Source organism: Paenibacillus sp. S-38 (assembly GCF_049942825.1).
Taxonomy (GTDB): Bacteria; Bacillota; Bacilli; order Paenibacillales; family NBRC-103111; genus Paenibacillus_G.
In genome coordinates, this window is the sequence record NZ_CP187970.1 from 6,258,756 (window position 1) to 6,278,764 (window position 20,009).

Genomic DNA, 20,009 nt, shown 5'->3' on the forward strand with positions numbered 1-20,009 from the left:
ATTCCGGTTCCTGACGGGACCGCTATAAGTTCCCGATCTACAATCGCATCACCTCCCCGAAGGTAGAATGACATTCATGACAGAGGCTCCGTGTAACAATCGATCTGATCGGCATGAATCGGGGTCCATCGGAACCCAAGACGGTTTAAATCCCTCTCTGTTCTTTCGCATACCCGCAAGTAACTTAACCATTCCGTATTTCGCAGCAGGAATAAATTAAGGACCACGTTCATCACGCTGTGGCGCGTTGCGGGGTCTTTGAACTTTTCCTCCAGCATCCCGATGAAGGATGCAAAGGGAATCAGACGAACCTCCGAATTGCGGGAGCGGATCTCCTCGCCGAATTGTCCCCAGCTGATCCTGTTCGGGTTGAAGATATGATGATGCTGGTTATGCAGGGCCGGCCGGTCAAATAAGGTAACAATGGCATTCGCCGCTTGATCGACTCCCGTCAAGTCCAGCACCGGTTCTTGGAGATCGGGGTATATTCCCAGTCCGTTCAATCCTTGGACAAAAGCGTAGAACGCATTGCTTTCTTTGTTGAACATGAACTTCCCGGTTCTGGTATTGTTATTAAGCGAATTCAACCGATAGATGGTACAGCTTAATCCATTTCCTATCTCTTTACGGATCCATTCTTCCGCTTCGGCTTTACTCCGCAAGAAGTGATTGTTGATGTTCTCATCCAACAGTTCAATATCCGCTGTGAACTCATCCAATATCTTAATTTTGCTTCCAGTAGCAATGCTCATGGAAGAGAGATAATGCACATCTTTGGGGCGGCTCTGATGGGCGAATGCCAGAACGGCCCTTGTGCCACCCACATTAATGGACTGGAACTCTTCCTCCGTCCCATAGTGTCTTGTCAGGGAAGCGCAGTGAATGATGCAGTCCACCCCAAGGGCCAAATCGTCATACAACTCCCTGCTCAGACCCAAATCAGGCTTCGTCAGATCCCCCGCCACTACCGTTACTCGGCTCCAATCCCCAAGGCTGCCTTGGAGATCTTCAAAATAATACTGCAGCCGGTCTGTCAGATGCTGCCTTGCTTCCCCGTCCGAGCCTCCCCGTATCAGAAGCGTAAGGTGCGCCCCCGTCCTTCCCAGCAGCTCGTGAACCAGATGTGCGCCCAAGAAACCGGTCGCGCCGGTGAGCAGGATATGCTCGTACTGTTTTTGCTGCGTTAGATCCGGCTGCTCCTGCAGCACTATGCGATTCCGGTAAGACTCCAGCAGCTTCTGATTGGCTCCGCGATTGATCTCTTTCGATTGGGGTGTGACGGCCGAATGTTTCATGGTCTCAATCATATCCAGGAAATACCCCTGCTTCTCAATCACATGGGCGGAGAGCTCGGCGATGGTAGGGTATGAGAAAACGTCGTTAATCGACATGGTGTACCGGTCGCTTAACAAAGCAACCATCTTGACCCCGGATAACGAAGTTCCGCCGATCTGAAAGAAATGATCATCAATGCCGATCCGATCGCGTCCTAAAAGCTGCTGCCATACGTCGGCAAGAACCCTTTGAATATCATTGCTCGGTGCACGGTAACGCGTGCCCAAGACGCCATGTTGATTCATGGCTTGAAGCGCCTTGGTATCCACTTTGCCGTTAACGGTTAACGGCAGTTCGGGTACTTGGACGAAGTGGGCCGGGATCATATACCCGGGCAGCTTGAGCTTCAGGTATTCATGAATGCCCGCCGCTTCCCCTGCCTGATCCCAGACCAAATAAGCACTTAAGAAAGCGGTTCCCTCCGCATCCTTATTCACAAGCACTACAGCTTCATTCACCTGGGGATGGGTCAGAATCGCCGCTTCGATATCGCTGGTCTCGATCCGGTATCCGCGTATCTTCACCTGATTGTCCATGCGTCCCAAGTACTGGATCTCCCCGTCAGGCAGCCACCGGGCCAAATCCCCTGTCCGGTACCAGCGCTGGTTCGTATGCTCCGTGTCGGTAACAAACTTCTCCCTGGTGAGCGCAGGGTTATTCATATAACAGCGGGCAAGCCCGCCGCCGCCGATTACCAGTTCACCGATACCCCCGATCACCTGAAGCCGGTGCCGGTCATCCAGAATGTAACAGCTATAATTCTGAAGAGGGCGTCCAATGGTAATGTCAGCCGATTCGCCAAGAAGCGAAGCCGTCGTCAGGCAGGTTGCCTCGGTAGGCCCGTATACATTGACGATGCTGGCGCCGGTGGATCCGCGAAGTTCTTCCAGGAAGGTCAATTTCAATTCCTGTCCACCGACAAGGATCATCTTGACCCCGGCTAACGCCTTCCTGCCGGCCGGATGGTGAAGCAGCAGCTGCAGCCTGGAGGGAGTCATCATCAGCAGTTCGACCCCATGATCTTCCAGCAGCCGTGCAAGTTCGGCCGCATCCATATGCTCCCCCTCATTGGCGATCACCACTTCCATCCCCTTAAACAGGGCATAGAACGATTCCGAGATAAACAAATCAAAGGAGATGCTGGCGGCATTCAACACTGCCTTCGGGGATGCCGGGCTGATCACTTCGTCAATCGCATGAAGGAACTGCACTAGGGATTTCTGCTCAATTTCCACCCCTTTGGGTTTGCCGGTAGATCCCGAAGTGAAAATAATATACGCCAATTGAGAGTTAGAGCAGTCAGGAAGATCCGCAGCACCCGCAAAGGCGCCTACTTCCTCCCCATCCAAACATACGATATCCATTAGATACGGGCCACTCTCTTGAAGCCCCTTCAATACCTGTGCCCAAGGGGAAAGCGTCACCGCCAGCCGGACTCCGGCTTCCTCCACAATTGACTGCACCCGCTCTCCGGGCACGGCCGGATCGACAGGAATAAACGTTCCGCCCGCTTTGAGAATCCCGAGGATAGCAACGTATGTATACGGGGACCTCTGCATGCAGACCATGACGGCCTCTTCCTTCTTCAATCGCAGTGAATGCGCCAAATATCGGGCTAACGTGTTCGCCTCTTCGTTAAGCTGCCGGTAGGTCATCCGCTGCCCCTCAAAAATAAGAGCGGTGCGCTCCGGGTGGGCCCGAACCCGTTGTTCGAATAATTCCGGTATCGCGGCTTCTCCTGCATCCAGCGCAACGGCGGGCGCATTAAACTCATGAAGAATCCGTTGACAGCTCTGATCGGACAGAATGTCCACATCCTGCAGCGCGCGGGTCGAATCCCGGAGCAACGATTCATAATAAAGGAACAACGAATCGATCAGATATTCCATGGTTTCCGAATCATACAAGTCTCGTTCATAGCCCAGCACCAAGGCCAGGCGGTCCTGGAGGCATTCGAACCGGAAGATCAAATGCGTCTCCACATTCTCCAGTGCGGCTGCGGATTGAATCGGATCGAACATCACGACCGTCGGAATCAGCGGCTTATCATTGTGCGGGAAGACAAGCTGTACTTGTTCGGCCATGATATGAAACGGTACATTTTGATGCCGGAACGCTTCGGTAACCGTTCCCTTCACTGCGCCCAGCCATTCCCGAAGCGTCATCTCCGGATGAAGCCGGCTGCGGAGCAATAAAGGACGGGATGGGATGAAGCCGCTCTCCGGTGCCAAGGGAGGGGCACCAATAACTAGATCCTCCAGCCTGTTGTATCTCGACAGCAAGAACTTCACGCCGGACAGCAGGATCATGAACACTCCGAGATGGGAATGGTTCGTCATTTCATACAATTTACCCGAGAGAGGTTCGGGCAGTGTCCGCCGGATTCGTTCTTTGCCGTCCGAGACCTTCCTTCTTGTTTTGTCATACGGAAATGAGGACAGTACGGCCTCTCCGTCCAACTTTTGCTTCCAATAGTTCATGTCCGGGTAAGCATACTCTAGCTCTACTGCGTCTTGTACAGTCTGCTCCATCCTTGATTCCTCCACCCAGCCATTCATATTTTTGGCCAAACTGCGCCTAGAACTGAAACTCCACTTCCTCCACTTGAGGGCCCCTTCGGTCCAGCCGAGTATGCTGTTCCACAGAACTGTCCGGGTTCTGCAGAATCTGTCCGAGCATATCCGAGAATTCTTGACTTAGAGACTCGATGGTCTCTTGACGGAAGAGAGAAGTGCTGTATTCCCAATGACATACAAGAGCATCGGGGCTTTCATGAACCTCCAGAGCGAGATCGACCAGCGAGATTCCATTATGAAACGGATGATGCCGCACGTTTAGCGTGTTCGCATGGATCGACGTCTTGTACATGTTATGCATAATAAAAGCCGTGTCGAACAGCGGATTACGGGAACGGTCTCTCGTCAGGTTCAGGGCCGCCACTATATCCTCGAACGGATACTCTTGATGTTCCAGGGTTTGCAGCGTATTCTCCTGCACCTGCTTCAGGAATTCGAGGAACGTAGCCTTCTTCGTGGATTGATTGCGCAGAACAATCGTATGCACAAACATGCCAACCACCGCATCCAAAGCGCCGGCCGGCCTTCCTTGAACCACGGATCCGATGATAATATCTTCCTCGCCCGTCCGCTTCGCCAAAAGCAAATGGTATACGGCAAGCAGTATGACAAACACGGTCACTCCCGTATCTTGAGAAAAGCGATATACCGCATCCGTCAATGCCGGATCAAGCTTGCCCGTGATTTGATCACCTTCGAACGTCTTAACGGAAGGCCTCTTGTAATCCGTCGGCAGGTTCAATTGGGGCAGCGTGCCGGAATATCGGGTCATCCAGAACGATTTCAATGCTTCCATGCCGTCCGACAGCCGCAGTTCATTTTGCCATACCGCATAGTCTTTATATTGGATGGAGAGAGGCTGAAGCTCGTCGTCGTTCTCATAATAATGCAGCAGCTCACGAAAGAAAGTCAGCAGCGAGGTGCCGTCGGAAATAATATGATGAATATCGAATAAAAAAGCATGATGGCCGCCGGTCACCTCATAGAGCGCACACCGTATCAAGGGCGCCTGCCTTAAATCAAACGGTTTTGTGAATTCCTTGAGCACGCCGTCCAAATGCTCCATCCCAACGACTTGCTTATGAACCTCTATGACAGCACTTACGTCTTGATGAATGATTTGTACGGGCTCGGCATCTATCAGATCAAAGGAGGTCCGCAGCGATTCATGCCTGCGGATGACTTGGTCCAATGCAGACTGCAATCGCTTAGTATCGACAGGCCCTTCAAATATAAGAGCAACAGGAGTGTTGTACATGGTGAGCTCCGCGTCGTATTGTGTCATGACAAATATTCTGCTCTGAGCGGAGGACAAGGGATAATGCGCCCGGCTATCCACTCTGCGGATGGGCTCAACCATAGCCGTCGACGCTCCCATAGATCCGTTCAAGAAGCTGCTGAACTCCAAGACGGAGGGATGCTTTAGCAAATCAATATCCTTGGCCGTGGTATGCAATAATCGGTTAATCTCGTTAACAATCTTCACGGCCGTGATGGAATCGCCGCCCAGTTCATAGAAGTTATCGGTTTCGCGGATGGCGGGGAATCCCAAATACGACCGGAAGCATTCCATGACTACAGCTTCACTCGTCTTCAAACCGTGTTCTGCCGGCTGCCCCCCTTCCCCTTCCCTCGGAACTTCATCCTCCGGCGCAGCGCCTACCCAGCAGCGGTGCTTCTCGAAGGGATACACCGGCAGACTGATCTTACGATAAGCATCCCGCTGATCATACACCCGGTTCCAGTCTATATCGACGCCTTGGACATAAGCTTTGCAGAGCTCGGTCCATGCTTGCGTATGCTCCGGATGATGGGCCAGCGAATGGAGCACTTCATCCAATGGGCGGAAGTCCCCCCTATCGTTCTCCCGGGCCTCACTATAGTAGATCTCCCCCTGATTCAGGGTCCGCCAATCCGTCTCTTTCAACCGGTTCAATTTATCCCGGAAGTCTTCCGGGTTGTGGAGCACTATCGCCAATCGGCAGCCGTACTGGCCTCTGCCCACGTTCGCCGAATAGCATACATCCGGCAGGCGGTAGTCCGGATTCCCCGCTATCCAGTCAGCGTACTCGGCTGCCAACTTTCTCAATGCGGTCTCCGTCCGGGCCGAGAGAGTGAAGAGCATCATGGAGCTGCGGGGACTGGCCATGCCGGCGGCAGGCGGCGCTTCTTCCAGGACCACGTGGCAATTCGTACCGCTGACGCCGAAGGAACTGATCCCGCACCGCAATACGGTGTTCGTATCTTGGAACCGGAGGAGCTTACCCGCAGCAAAGAACGGGGTTTCTTGAGATGAGGGCTTTCCGGTGTTTCCTTGACCCGGCGGCAGGGGCGGCAGTATTCGGCTCTTCAGGGCCAGTATAGATTTGAAAAGCCCGGCCATACCGGAAGCATGGGACAACGAGCCGATATGGGACTGAACCGAGCCTACTGCACAATACGGTTGGGGGCCTTCATACGGAGCCGCGGCTTCCAGTAACCCTTCCAGTTCATTGGTAAAATCGGGTGAGAGCGGTGTGCCGTTGGCTTCAACAAATGACAATGTATTCGGATGGATGCCGGCATTCTTCCATGCTCTCAGATACAGGTTCTTATAAACAGCACGGCGGGTTCCCGTAGTTCCCGCAGAGCGGCCTTCCTGGCAGACAGCAGATCCTTTCACAACGGCATGAATCTGATCCCTGTCCGTTATGGATCTACGCAAGGGCTTGATCAGTAAAGCCATAACCCCCTCTCCGCCGTGCCCGCTCTCTCCGGGATGGCTTGTGGGGAAAATCTTCAACCGGCCTGTTCCTACAATCGCCTGTTCGCACTCTCCTGCCCGGATGGACTGGCATGCTTGGTGCAGTGCCACGAGGGAGGAGGAACAGGAGGTATCGGTGACAAGACTTGGGCCACTCCAATCCATAAGATAAGAAATGCGGCTGGAAATCAATGAGGCCCTATTGCCAAAGTAGGCCTGAGAACTGGAAGAAGGATCGACCTCGGCTGCCATTTGTCTGTATGTATATTCCCCGGTATCGCTGTCTCCCAGAAAAACGCCGGTGTTCGTCCCGAGCAGTTGGTCCCCGCCATATGCGGCATCTTCCAGAGCATTCCAAACCACTTGCAGGAACAGGCGCTGGGCAGGGTCCATCAAGCTGCCTTCCTCGCGGGTCAACCGAAAGAATTCATAATCAAACATATCGATTTCTTCAAGGTAGCCATGGGGGATGTCGTACAGGGTCTGCCGGTCCGAAGCACCGATCAACCGCAGATAACGATCCAGATCTTCTTTTCGTTTGGGGGGAATAGGGCGGATACTGTCCCTGCCGAGAACAAGATGATTCCAAAAATCATCTAAGGAAGAAGAGGAAGGAAACAATCCAGACATGCCGATAATGGCCACATCTTGATCGCTATATTTCTCCGCTAGATGACGGTCCGTTCGAGATGGTTCTAACATCGTCATGAATCTTTGCACGCCCCGTTCTTAAGGATGATCGCCACTCATGCAAAAAAACGCAAAAAAATAAAGGATGCCAGGCATCCTTTAAGAAACAGTATGATGATAGAATGGAGAAATCCGCGTCCTTCCCGGACACAGCTTCGCCCTTTCGTCTGTATGTTATACACACTACCCCGGCTTGGATGCTTATGACCTCAGAGCCGCACCAATGTACCGAAGCATCAACTGGATTCGCTCTAAGTTTGTAAAGTTTATCAAGCCAAACTTTCTGCTGCTTCCGGTGCCGTCAACATTTCAATTCCTACATCCAAACATCGTTCATGCCCGTTAAATACGAGCGAGATTCGCGCTCTTTTCTTACGCATATCGATTTTTTTTATATGACCTTCCTTGCCTTTGAGCGGTCCTTCACACACGACCACGTTGGTGCTGGTCACATATACAGTCGAGTAACCGATGATTCCGTCCGTTCCCATAAGCTGCAGCAGCAGCTCCATCTCGTCATTATCGATCTGCGAGCATAAGTCCCATTCCAGCACGGAGCCCTCACGGCCTTCCTGCATACGGGGGTTATATGTATTGAGAAGTCTGTAAGATTTTGGCAAACGATTCAAATAATGGTACGTCTTTAGATTCATTTTTGTTTTGAGCAGCACATATCCCGGAAACATCGTCTTGCAAACCTCATACGTCCTGCCCTGCTTGCGTTCCTGCAGCTTTCGTTTAGGTACAATGGCATAAACAGCTGACTCGTCGTATTGCTTGCGAATCAGAGTTCGAACCACTTCCTCTTGGCCCGTTTCGACATACAGTGCATACCAACGCATTCTGGCCGCTCATCCCCTTTAGAAGATATAACAGAATCATGCAATATCGTTCTAAATTGTTGATATTTGTTAAATTGTTCATGAAAAGTATATTTTCTAATATTTAGGATCCCTGTCTTGGATTTGATGATAGCAAATGGCTTCGTTTTTATCAACAGTTTATTTTTTAACTTATTACTAACGCCGCCTTCCTCCAGTGCAGCTAAAAAGCAAAAAACAGCCCCCCCTCCTCATGAGGTTGGACTGTTTCTTCTCTTGCCTTAAGGTCCTCCATCGCGGACGAAAATACTAACCGGCAGACGACGCTTCTTCTCCCGAATGGGTCATAATGCCAGACCCGATTCCAACTTGGACAAGGCTTCGTCCAGTAAGGCCGCATAATCGGTCTCGGGATGCTCGGCATAATAAAGCATCACGGAAATGTTGACGCCGATCACAGCCCCCGCAAAAGTGCGGATGTCCAGGTCATCCGGCTTGCGGTCCATACGTTTGGCTACCATTTCCGTGATCATCTGCATGGTTTGCGTCAAGTTGTTCAATGTGGCAGCCCGCAGCTCCGGAACGGTCATGATAAGCTGATTTCTTTCACGCATCGTGCCCAGCTCGTCGGCCGACATATCCGCCATCGTCGAGATCATAGCTTGGCGCACGGCGCTGAGCGGACTCAGCTCGGAGGGCTGTTGTTCGAATGCCGAAATGAGGAGAGGATCGTAGTTATCCATAATCAAAACGTCCTCCTTCGTTGAAAAGTAACGAAAAAAAGTACTCGGGGAAATCTCTGCCGCTTCCGCTATCTGCTCCACGGTCGTAGCATTATAGCCCAGCTCGCGAAAAAGCCGCAGCGCATGTCTTTGGACCGCCGCCATGGTTTTGGCTTTTTTTCGCTCGCGTAATCCAATACTCCGTTCCTCATCTGACGACACCCTGTTCACTCCCTAACGTTATTTGGCTCGAATTTCGTGATTGCCTTAGCCTTTTCGTTGAGTGGAAGCTGCAAGAATGCCAGCGTTATTACAATTCCGAGTGCGGCGACTCCCCCGCACACCCACAGCATAGCGTCCATCCCGTGAACGAAGGAGGAACGCACCGATTCCAACAATTCCGGCGATGGGATTCCGCGGGCCGCAGAGGCTCCATCGGATACGCTTCGCCGCACCGCTTCCGCGACATCGCTTGACAGACCTTCCACATTCAGTTTATCACGATATACGGTGCTAAGAATAGTTCCCAGGATGGCGACCCCGATGGTCCCTCCGACTTGGCGCAGCGTCATAATCAAAGCGGACCCGCTCCCGCTGCGTTCCGGGGACAAGGCGGACATGGATACATCCATGGCTGCAGGCAGTACAAATCCGATGCCAAGACCAACAATTGAAACCCATATGGAGGCAAAGCCGTAGCCGTTCCCCAAGGCGGTAGTCGCTCCAAGCATCAAGCCGGCGGCGAGCAGCAGGAATCCGAAAGCGATCGTGGTCTTCGCACCGATGCGGACCTGAAGCTCATCCGATACTTTGGCCCCGACCAGCAGACCGCCCACAATAGGAAGCAGCCGCAGGCCCGTACCCAGCGCGTCGGCCCCCTCCACCTCCTGGAAGTACTGCGGCGTGACGAATAACAAGCCGAACATGGCGAAGGAAACCACGGTTGCCAATACGGAACCCCAAGTGAAGCTTGATGACCGGAACAATGTGAGGTCAACGAGCGGATGAGTGGTACGCCGTTCCCAGAGGATGAATAACACTAGGAGCAGAGCCCCTCCGATGACCGGAACCAGTGCCGCGGCATCGCCCCAGCCTTTTTCCCCCGCTTCGATAACACCGTATGTCAAACTGACCAAACCCAGACTGGAGAGCACGATGCCGAAGAAATCAACCTTCGTCCGTTCCGTACTCCGAGACTCCGGCAGCAGCACCGCCACAGCGATCAGGCCGATGAGGATGATCGGGACGTTCATGAGGAACACGGATCCCCACCAATAATGGTTAAGCAGCCACCCGCCAATGATAGGCCCCAGGGGAATCCCGAGCGAGTTGGCCATCACCCAGATGCCTATGGCTTTGGGGCGCTCCTCTTCAGTGAACAAGACGGGGATAATCGACATGGACAACGGCAGCAGGAACGCGGCTCCGAGACCGAGTACGGCACGCCCGGCAATGAGTGCGGACGGAGTACCGGCAAAGGCACATGCGGCCGATGCCCCACCGAACACTAGCAGCGCGAGCAGAAGCATTTTTTTTCGGCCCCACTTGTCGCCCAGCAATCCTGCCGGGAGCAGCAGCGCGGCAATGACCAAATTATACGCATCCGCAAACCATTGAAGCTCACCGTTTGTTGCATGCATCTCTGTGGCGAGGGTGGGCAAAGCCAAATTAAGCACTGTCAAATCTAGTCCAACGGTCAGCAGACTGATGGCAAGAGCGCCCAGCACCCACCATTTACGATTCTCATCAGAAATCATGATAGTTACCACCTTTCGATATTTACATCATGTTGGTATTGTATTTCTTTTGATAGTCAATGTCAATTTAAATAATCAATCATTTTATTTTTGTCATATTAGCCCTTTCTCCAGTTCTCTAAGTCACGAAACCGCTACTCAAAAAGTCACGCCTGTGGAAGCCGGCATCCAGGGAATATTTTACAATGGGGACCATGAGACCTGCGCAGCGCCTCTCCATCCGAGCACCGGAAAGGAGGGCCGGCCTCTTCCGTTTTCCCATTCTATACCCAGGAGGAATACATGACATGACGAAGAAAAACACGGGGCTCTACCAGCGCCTCGGCAAGCTGCTTCTCGCCTCATCCCTTTCCCTGCCTCTGTTCTCCGGACTTGCAGTGACCGCCCCTGTGAACCGCGCTTATGCAGCCGAAGATACGACGAACAAGACCCGTTTTCTCACCCTGTACAACCAGATCAAGGACCCCGCGAACGGCTACTTCTCGCCCGAAGGCATCCCGTATCACGCCGTCGAAACGCTGCTCAGCGAGGCTCCGGATCACGGGCACATGACGACATCCGAGGCCTACAGCTACTGGCTGTGGCTGGAAGCGCTTTATGGACACCATACAGGCAACTGGACGCGGCTCGAGCAGGCTTGGGACAACATGGAGCAGTACATCATCCCGAACGCCGCCGAACAGCCTACGATGAGCGGCTATAACCCGGCCAGCCCCGCCACTTATGCGCCCGAGCACCCGCAGCCGGACAAGTATCCTTCGCAGCTCGGCAATTCGGTGACTGCCGGCAAAGATCCGCTCGACGCCGAGCTCAAGTCGACCTACGGCACGAACCAGACCTACCTCATGCACTGGCTCGTCGACGTCGACAACTGGTACGGCTTCGGCAATCCGCTGAATCCTTCGCACACCGCGAACTACATCAATACGTTCCAGCGCGGCGAGCAGGAATCCGTCTGGGAGGCGATCCCGCATCCGTCCCAGGAGACGTTCCAGTTCGGCAAGCCGGGTGAGGGTTTCGCCACCCTGTTCGTGAAGGACGGCGGCGCGCCTGCGAAGCAGTGGAGATACACCGACGCCACCGACGCAGATGCCCGGGTCGTGCAGGTCATGTACTGGGCGAAGAGCCTCGGCTACAACAACTCCGTCTACATCGAAAAAGCCAAGAAGCTCGGTGACTACCTCCGCTACGGCATGTACGACAAGTACTTCCAGCAGATCGGCAGCGCGGCGGACGGCACGCCGTCTCCAGGCTCCGGCAAGGATTCCGCGCATTACCTCATGGCCTGGTACACAGCTTGGGGCGGCGGGATCGGCTCGAATTGGGCTTGGCGGATCGGCGCGTCCCATAACCACCAGGCGTACCAGAACCCGATGGCCGCGTACGCCCTGTCCGAGGGCGGGCTCGCTCCCAAATCGCCTACAGCCAAGCAGGACTGGGAAACCTCGCTGAAACGCCAGCTCGAATTCTACACGTGGCTGCAGTCCAGCGAAGGCGGGATCGGCGGCGGAGCCACCAACAGCAAGGGCGGCACGTATGCGCCTTACCCCGCCGGCGTCAGCACGTTCTACGGCATGGCTTATGAGGATGCGCCGGTGTATCACGATCCGCCGTCGAATACGTGGTTCGGCTTCCAGGCCTGGCCGGTGGAACGGATCGCGGAATACTACTACGCCATGGCCGCCAAGGGCGACACAGCGTCCGAGAACTTCAAGATGGCCAAACGCGTCATGGACCAGTGGGTCAAATGGGCCCTCGCCTACACGTTCGTCGACAAGAAGCCGGCGACCGACGCCGACGGCTACTTCCTGAACAGCAGCGGCCAGAAGATTCTCGGCGGCGCGAACCCGCAGGTCGCCACCACACCGGCCCCGGGCCAGTTCTACATTCTGGGCGGGCAGGAATGGACCGGCCAGCCGGACTCCTGGAAGGGCTTCGGCAGCTTCACCGGCAACCCGAATTACCATGTCATCGCCAAAGGCACCTCCCAGGATACCGGCGTGCTCGGCTCCTACATCAAGCTGCTCACCTTCTATGCGGCCGGTACGCAGGCGGAGAACAACGGCACTTTGTCAGCGGCGGGCGCCCAGGCGAAGACCACGGCAGAGCAGCTCCTGAACGTCGCCTGGAACCACAACGACGGCGTCGGCATCGCCGTTCCCGAGAAGCGCGGCGATTACTCCCGCTACTTCACGAAGGAGATCTACTTCCCGTCCGGCTGGAGCGGCACGTACGGCCAGGGCAATACCCTGCCGGGCACCGGTGCGGTGGCGTCCGATCCCGCCAAGGGAGGCAATGGCGTCTACATCTCCTACCCCGAGCTGCGGCCGAAGATCAAGCAGGATCCGAAGTGGTCCTACCTCGAGAACCTGTACAAGAGCTCGTACGATCCGGTCGCCAAAAAGTGGACCAACGGCGAACCGACCTTCACCTACCACCGCTTCTGGGCGCAGGTGGATATGGCGACGGCTTACGCCGAGTACAGCCGCCTGTTCGGCAGCGGCAGCACGACGCCGTCGGTGCCCGGCGCGCCGGCAGGACTCGCCGCGGCCGCCGGCGATGCCAAAGCCACGCTGACGTGGAGCGCCTCCGCCGGCGCAGCGTCCTACAACGTGAAGCGCGCGACGACCGCCGGCGGACCGTACACCACGGTCGTTACCGGCGTAACGGCGACCGGCTTCACGGATACGGCGGTGGCCAACGGCACGACGTACTACTACGTCGTGAGCGCCGTGAACGCCGTCGGCGAGAGCCCGAACTCCGCCCAGGTCAGCGTCAAGCCGCAGGCCGGCACAGCAGCGGTACCGGCGGCCCCGGCCGGGCTGAGCGCTGCAGCGGGTGACGCCAAGGTCACGCTGGGCTGGAACGCCTCTACCGGAGCCGCTTCGTACAACGTGAAGCGCGCCACGACCGCCGGCGGACCGTACGCGACGGTCGCCACCGGCGTAACGGCGACCGGCTTCACGGATACGGCGGTGGCCAACGGCACGACGTACTACTATGTCGTGAGTGCCGTGAACGCGGCGGGCGAGAGCGCGAACTCCGCGCAGGTCAGCGCCAAGCCGCAGGCTCCGGCAAGCGCGGGCGCCGTGTCGCTGCAGTATCGTGCAGCCGACACGAACCCGGCGGATAACCAGTTCAAGCCGCATTTTAACCTGGTGAACAAAGGAACCGCCGCCGTGCCGCTGAGCTCCCTCACGATCCGCTACTGGTACACGGCGGACAGCGACCAGGCGCTGAACTTCAATGTGGACTACGCCGTGGTCGGCAGCTCCAATGTGACAGGCAAATTCGTCAAGCTGCCTGCCGCCCGCAGCGGTGCCGACAGCTACCTCGAGGTCGGCTTCGGCACCGGCGCCGGCTCCCTTGCCGCCGGCGGCAGCAGCGGCGAGATCCAGACGCGCATCAACCGCGCGAACTGGTCGAACTTCAACGAGAGCAACGACTACTCGTTCGACCCGACGAAGACGGCCTTCGCCGACTGGAGCAAGGTCACCGTCTACAAGGACGGCGTGCTGGTTTGGGGCGTGGAGCCTTAAGGGGCACGGCCGAGCAGCCGGTGGCCGCAGAGCAACAAGGCCAAGCTTATGCCTACGCCGCGGGAGTCGGCACTGCGAGGCACTGCGCACCCGGGCGCGGTGCTGCGAGACACGACGCTCCGGGGTGTGACGCTGCGACGCTTGGCGCTGCAGACACGGCGCACCCGGGCGCGGTGCTGCGAGGGCTAGCGGAACATAGCCTGTTTGGCTGCCTTCCAATGGACGCTTTACTCCGCGGCCCGATACCGAGACTCCGACATTACGCCTCCCACCGTATTGCAAAACGCATCATATTAGACAATTCGCCTAAAGTAACGCGCCTTACAACACCAACATCGGAAGCCTGCGCCATGCGGGTTTCCGGTGTTTTCGCATGATCGGTGTGTGAATACTGGCACCCCAGCCAACGCAAAGAGGACTGTTCCGCTCAGGAACAGCCCGCAGGATCTTCATCCGTCCAAGTTCTCATACTGGATCGGCTTGGGACGAATTTCAAAATAAAGGAACTCAGATGCCTTATTCGATTATTTCCCACTATTTCCCGAGACTTAGCGGAACTCAGGTATCTTATTTTCCTTCGAGACCAGGAAAGTGCATGCCTGTAATAAAGATAGCGAACCTCAGTTCCTCTATTTACAATATCACCCTCTCAAGGAGGCACATAACGCATCTGAGTTCCGTTATTCTTAGGCCCGACTCCCAAGTGCTGCTCCTATACTACGGATCAAGCTGTTATGGCCCTTCCTTCGGCTCTAAGCCCCGGCTTCGGGCTTGTATTCGCCTGCCGGCCTCCGGTACATGCGCCGTTCGTTCTATTCTTGTCCTCTGACCTGGCATCTTCTCTTCGAATGGTCTACCTCCGTTAATGGTTACCCTACTCCGCCCTTCCACTTCGCTCCAATTCGACTACCTCCGTTCGTGACTCCCCGCATTCCTCACCAACCTTGCCATTACCCTCCAGCCTTACTCCATTGTGATTACTCCTTCATTCCTTCTTTCATTCACTCCTCAGCTTCCGACATCTACGTTCCCACTCTATCAAACTACGCTCCTGTTCCTGCCTCCTCTCATTCCACCTCCACCTTGCAATCTTAGTTCCTTTCCGTCTAACTCCGTTTGTGACTCCTTCACTCCTCTACCCGACATCTCCCTTTCCACTCCGCCTAACTAGGCTACTGTTCCTGCCTCCTCTCATTCCACCTCCAGCTTGCCATCTTCGTTCCTTTCCATCTAACTCCGTTTGTGACTCCTTCACTCCTCTACCCGACATCTCTGTTCCCACTCCGCCTAACTACGCTTCTGTTCCTGCCTCCTCTCAGTCCACCTCCACCTTGCCATCTTCGTTCCCACTCCGTCTAACTCCGTTTTGATTCCCCCCTAACTTCGCTCCTATCCACCCATATCCGTTCCCGGCCCCCTAACTCCCTCATCCGCCCTGCCTTCTTCATTCACTGCCCCGCTTCTAACTCATTCACAACCCTGCCTCCATTCCACACCTGCCGAGGGATTCCTTTTCTCCTAATCCACTTCCTCTTCACTAAAAATCCTTCCACTCCTCTATCCGCACCCTCATGTCCAGATCCGCCTGCCTAAAGCCGGCCCTCATCCCTCCTCGCCTTTCTGTACTCCTGCGGTGTCAGGCCTGTCGCCTTCTTGAACAACTTTGTAAAATGGGAAAAATTGCAGTACCCCACCGTCTGCGCAATATCGCTCACCCGCAGCGTCGATTCGGCCAGCAGCCTCTTTGCCTTGTCCATCCGGCGCTCGAGAATGTAGCCGGTCAGGGAAAAGCCGGTCGTCCGCTTGAAGAGGCGGGAGAGGTACGAGGGATGAAAGTGCACGTAAGCAGCCAGTTCCTCACGCGTGAGCTCTTCGGAGAGGTGGTCATCAATGAAGCGCCGTACCTTCTCGACCACCGGGCCTTCGATCTTACGGGCCGCCTGCAGCCCGCTCATCCCTTCCGTGACGACACGGTCCGCCCAAGCCCGGAGATCGCCGAGCGTACGTGTGGCGGAGAGCATGTCATGCAGCACCGAAGCCGCGTAGACATCATGAACGGACAGGCCGTTCTTGTGCAGCGTATGGTAGATCATCTGCAGGAAGGCGTGATAAAAAGCTCCTAGAGACTCCGGTGTTAACGGCTGGGCTTCAAATGCCGAGAACTGCTCCTCCAGTGCCCGCCTGACCTCTTCGCATTGGCCCGATTCGAATAGAACGGACAGCTCCGTATACCAGGAGAGCGGCACCAGCACGGTCGGGGGCTGGGGAACGAGCGCTTCTACGAAGGCTACGGCAGGCGGGCGCGAAGCCTGGCTGCGGACACTTCCCGTCAGCCGGGCATGCGCATCCGGAAGGTCGCGGATGGGTGCGGGCGTGCCGATGTAGCAGGACAGCCTGCAGTAGAAGTATTCCGAGCAGGCGAGAATATAGCGTTCACACCGGGCCGCCAGCTCCTCCTTGTCGGCGTAGGCTCCGCTCCCGTCGTAGACGAGTACGATATTGCTGCCGGACGGGTTCTGGAGCACGGTGCCTTCCCAGCTCCCCAGGATTAGCTCGGCAGCGGCATTGCGCAGCGCGTACTTCATGATCTCCTCGTCCTCGGCGGACAGGGGACGCTTCCACTGCTCGATGTTCAGCAGGATGGGCAGAATGCCGCCGGGCCTCTCCAGCGCAAGGCCGTACGTCGACAGGATCTCCTGCAGCCGTTCGGAGGTCGGGAACTCGCGGCGCTTGAGCAGGTCGTACCAGAACCGCTCGACGAGCAGCCCTTTGCGCGACTCCCAGAGGTTCCGGTATTTCACCGCGACCGCTTCCCTGTCGACGGACTCGCAGCGCATTCGGATCTTGCCCAGTTCCCGGGCCACCGCCTCGCGCAGCTTCTCGTGACCCACCGGCTTCAGCAGGTAATCGGCACAGCCAAGCTGCAGGGCCGCCTGAGCATACGAGAACTCCGCATGGCCGGTCAAAAAGATCGTCTGCGTATGAGGCGACGACCGGTTCACCCACCGCAGCAGCTCCAGACCGTTGTCGCCAGGCATCTCGATATCGCAGATCAGCAGGTCGATACCGGTTTCCTGAAGCACCTCTTTCGCTTCTTGAACCCCGTACGCCCGGTAGATTCCCCCGATCTCCAGATCGGCCGACTTGATGGTTCGGATGATGCCGGCTACCGCGTAATGTTCGTCATCGACCACCAGCAGGTTATACAATCACCCAGCCTCCCTTCGTGACATACTCCTCCGGATCACCCCGAGACAGACTCCATAAATCGCTTACACTTTTTCGAGCAGCCCTCCTTTACTGAATATTATAACTTTTATGGCAAATAAAGGTTAACCCTCTAGACTATAGATTGTACTTCAATAAGTAAAGCAGGTTATTGGCACAGCCTATCTTTGCCTTAACGGCATGTTCAAATGATGTTAGTAAGCGTTTACATATTTTATTATAAGGGATCACAATTGGAAAAATACCCCAAAAGTTAGTGAACGTATCATGTCATAATTACAGCATGAAGCAGACCTCCGTCATCCGGAAAGTCTGCTTCCGCCATATAAATATTATGATTACACCTCAAAAGCCTGCGACCGCGGCTACAAGGCTGCCGTCCCTCCCGTATCGTTAGCCCCCGGATAATAATCCTCTGCTCAACTTTCTGTCGGCCTCCACAACAAGGCCGCTTGCAGTGCCAAACGGATCACCGCAGAGCGGCGGGCCGGCCGCTCTCGGCTTCACACCCGGGCGGCTGCTCCGGCAGGGCGGCATTCTGCGCTTTTCGCCCAACGCCCGACGTCCTGCACGGCCGCCAGCTTGCGCTCGCCTGCCGCTGGCCGCCCATTCCGTGCTTAACTCCCTGGCGACCTAGCACTTAACGCCCCGCTATCGCCCCACCTGCGGCAGCCGTCCGCCTTCACTGGCTCCACGCCGGTTTCCAGCTCCTGCGGGACGCTCCATGCTCCGCTTCTATCCCGCCTCGGCAACAGCCTGCTGCCAGCGGGAGCCCGCCGGATTCGGGCAGTCGTTCGCCCTCAGCTTCGCCCGCACCTGCACGAAGCAGCCGCACACCTTGCACGTCATGCTGCTCTCGATGAGCTGCGGGCAGCTGTCGCACGCGGCCAGCCGCTGCTCGTACAAGTCGTCCGGCACCGCAGCCTCGGAGCGGAAGACGGGTGCGGCGAGCACCCGTGCGATCCCCTCCTGCGTCACCTTGTACGCATCCGAGCAGCTGCGGCAGCCTCGAGGCGTACTCACAGTCCTTCCTCTTTCAGCTCGAGCACCACCAGGGACATCGGAGGCAGCACGGCCGTCAGGCCGCCTTCCCTTTTCTCAGCCCCATGGTAGGCCTGCGGAGCGACTTTGTCCGGCTCATCGAACGAATTATGGTCCTGCATCCCGGAGGAAGCAAGCACGGTCCCGCTGACGGCATAGCCGCCGGCCAGCCCGCGAAGATCAAGCTCGACCTTCGCCTCCGAGCCCGGGTCGAGATTGCAGAGCGAGATGTGAATACGGCCCTGCGCGTCACGTGAAGCGGACACCGACACCTGCTCCAGCTCCTCACCGCCCTGCGCATACGAAGCAAACGTACCGTGGGTCTCCAGCCTTTCCGCTCCCTGGTGTACCTTGTACATATCGAACACGTGATAGGTTGGCGTCAGGACCATCTTGGCGCCCTCGGTCAGGATCACGGACTGCAGTACGTTAACCGTCTGGGCAATGTTTGCCATCTGCACGCGGTCGTTGTGGTTGTGGAACAGATGCAGGTTCAGACCCGCCACCAGCGCATCGCGCATCGTATTCTGCTGGTAGAGGAAGCCCGGGTTCGTGCCCGGCTCGACGTCGAACCAGGTGCCCCATTCGTCGACGATGAGCGCCACCCGCTTGTCCGGATCGTGGCGGTCCATGATCGCCTTGTGCTTCGTGAGCAGCTCGTCCATATGCAGCGTCTTCTTCATGGTGACGAACCAGTCTTCTTCCGTAAACTCCGTCGCAGAGCCTTTTTCCTGCCAGGTGCCCGGTACCGTGTAGTAATGCACGGAGATCGCGTCCATGTACCGGCCCGCTTCCCGCATCACGACTTCCATCCAGTTGTAGTCATCCGAGTTCGGACCGCAGGCGATCTTGTAGATCTTGTTCTCCCCGTAATTGCGCACGTAGGTCTGGTACTGCCGGTACAGATCCGCATAATATTCCGGACGCATGTTCCCGCCGCAGCCCCAGTTCTCGTTCCCCACGCCAAAATATTTCAGCGCCCAAGGCTCCTCACGCCCATTCTCCTTACGCAGCTTCGACATCGGGGACACGCCCTCGAAAGTCATATACTCAACCCACTCGGACATCTCCTGGACCGTGCCGCTCCCCACATTGCCCGAGATGTACGGCTCACAGCCGAGCGTCTCGCAGAGCATGAGGAATTCGTGCGTGCCGAAGTGATTGTTCTCGACCACGCCGCCCCAGTGGGTGTTGATCATCTCCTTGCGCTGACCGCGCGGACCAATGCCGTCCTTCCAGTGGTACTCGTCGGCAAAACAGCCGCCCGGCCAGCGGAGCACGGGGATATTCAGCTTTCGAAGCGCTTCCACTACGTCATTGCGGATGCCGTTCGTATTCGGGATCGGAGAATCTTCGCCTACCCAGAACCCCTCATAAATACAGCGTCCGAGATGCTCTGCAAAATGCCCGTAAATGTTGCGGTTAATGGTCCCTCTGCCGATGTCCGTCTGGATGATGACCCGATTGGCTGAAGCGCTCACAAGGTTTCCTCCTGTCCCTGGCGGGAATTAGATTAATGTAATTATTAAGTCATTCACATTTTCATTAACATAGTAT

Annotated in this window: 10 protein-coding genes and 1 pseudogene; 2 read left to right on the top strand and 9 right to left on the bottom strand. The window is 56.1% G+C overall.

Features of this window, described 5'->3' with window-relative positions:
• Positions 1-74: 74 nt before the first annotated feature.
• The gene (locus ACP26L_RS27430; RefSeq protein ID WP_426448187.1) at positions 75-3,866 is read right to left on the bottom strand and encodes an amino acid adenylation domain-containing protein; all 3,792 of its coding nucleotides are present in this window, start codon (positions 3,864-3,866) and stop codon (positions 75-77) included.
• A gap of 46 nt (positions 3,867-3,912) precedes the next feature.
• A complete protein-coding gene (locus ACP26L_RS27435) occupies positions 3,913-6,093 on the bottom strand; it encodes a condensation domain-containing protein (RefSeq protein ID WP_426455111.1) in 2,181 nt (726 codons plus the stop codon).
• On the opposite strand from ACP26L_RS27435, the gene ACP26L_RS27440 reads away from it, so the two are divergent.
• The gene (locus tag ACP26L_RS27440; protein ID WP_426455244.1) at positions 6,026-6,202 is read left to right on the top strand and encodes a hypothetical protein; all 177 of its coding nucleotides are present in this window, start codon (positions 6,026-6,028) and stop codon (positions 6,200-6,202) included. The genes ACP26L_RS27435 and ACP26L_RS27440 overlap by 68 nt on opposite strands.
• Positions 6,203-6,249: 47 nt before the next feature.
• Here ACP26L_RS27440 and ACP26L_RS27445 read toward each other — a convergent pair.
• From ACP26L_RS27445 to ACP26L_RS27460, 4 genes and pseudogenes are all read right to left on the bottom strand, one after another.
• A pseudogene (locus ACP26L_RS27445) lies at positions 6,250-7,362 on the bottom strand (polyketide synthase); the annotation flags it as partial.
• Between the two features lie 251 nt (positions 7,363-7,613).
• A complete protein-coding gene (gene loaP / locus ACP26L_RS27450) occupies positions 7,614-8,186 on the bottom strand; it encodes an antiterminator LoaP (RefSeq protein WP_426448189.1) in 573 nt (190 codons plus the stop codon).
• A gap of 323 nt (positions 8,187-8,509) precedes the next feature.
• On the bottom strand, positions 8,510-9,052 hold the full coding sequence (locus tag ACP26L_RS27455; RefSeq protein ID WP_426455113.1) for a TetR family transcriptional regulator: 543 nt from the start codon (positions 9,050-9,052) through the stop codon (positions 8,510-8,512).
• A 62-nt stretch (positions 9,053-9,114) separates the two neighbouring features.
• A complete protein-coding gene (locus tag ACP26L_RS27460; protein WP_426448191.1) occupies positions 9,115-10,644 on the bottom strand; it encodes a DHA2 family efflux MFS transporter permease subunit in 1,530 nt (509 codons plus the stop codon).
• Positions 10,645-10,931: 287 nt separating this feature from the next.
• On the opposite strand from ACP26L_RS27460, the gene ACP26L_RS27465 reads away from it, so the two are divergent.
• Positions 10,932-14,183 (top strand): glycoside hydrolase family 48 protein, encoded by a 3,252-nt coding sequence (locus tag ACP26L_RS27465; protein WP_426448193.1) that lies wholly within the window; start codon positions 10,932-10,934, stop codon positions 14,181-14,183.
• A gap of 1,589 nt (positions 14,184-15,772) precedes the next feature.
• Here ACP26L_RS27465 and ACP26L_RS27470 read toward each other — a convergent pair.
• The 3 genes from ACP26L_RS27470 to ACP26L_RS27480 form a co-directional block, all read right to left on the bottom strand.
• Entirely contained in the window at positions 15,773-17,392 is a 1,620-nt protein-coding gene (locus tag ACP26L_RS27470) for a response regulator transcription factor (protein ID WP_426448194.1), read from the bottom strand.
• Positions 17,393-18,146: 754 nt separating this feature from the next.
• Entirely contained in the window at positions 18,147-18,434 is a 288-nt protein-coding gene (locus tag ACP26L_RS27475) for a DUF6171 family protein (RefSeq protein ID WP_426448196.1), read from the bottom strand.
• Entirely contained in the window at positions 18,431-19,933 is a 1,503-nt protein-coding gene (locus ACP26L_RS27480; protein ID WP_426448198.1) for an alpha-N-arabinofuranosidase, read from the bottom strand. The genes ACP26L_RS27475 and ACP26L_RS27480 overlap by 4 nt, the downstream gene beginning before the upstream one ends.
• Positions 19,934-20,009 lie beyond the last annotated feature (76 nt).

Coding starts and splice junctions, on each gene's coding strand:
- ACP26L_RS27430 (WP_426448187.1), bottom strand. CDS start 3,866: ATGGAGCAGACTGTACAAGACGCAGTAGAGCTAGAGTATGCTTACCCG.
- ACP26L_RS27460 (WP_426448191.1), bottom strand. CDS start 10,644: ATGATTTCTGATGAGAATCGTAAATGGTGGGTGCTGGGCGCTCTTGCC.
- ACP26L_RS27455 (WP_426455113.1), bottom strand. CDS start 9,052: ATGGCGGCGGTCCAAAGACATGCGCTGCGGCTTTTTCGCGAGCTGGGC.
- loaP (WP_426448189.1), bottom strand. CDS start 8,186: ATGCGTTGGTATGCACTGTATGTCGAAACGGGCCAAGAGGAAGTGGTT.
- ACP26L_RS27465 (WP_426448193.1), top strand. CDS start 10,932: ATGACGAAGAAAAACACGGGGCTCTACCAGCGCCTCGGCAAGCTGCTT.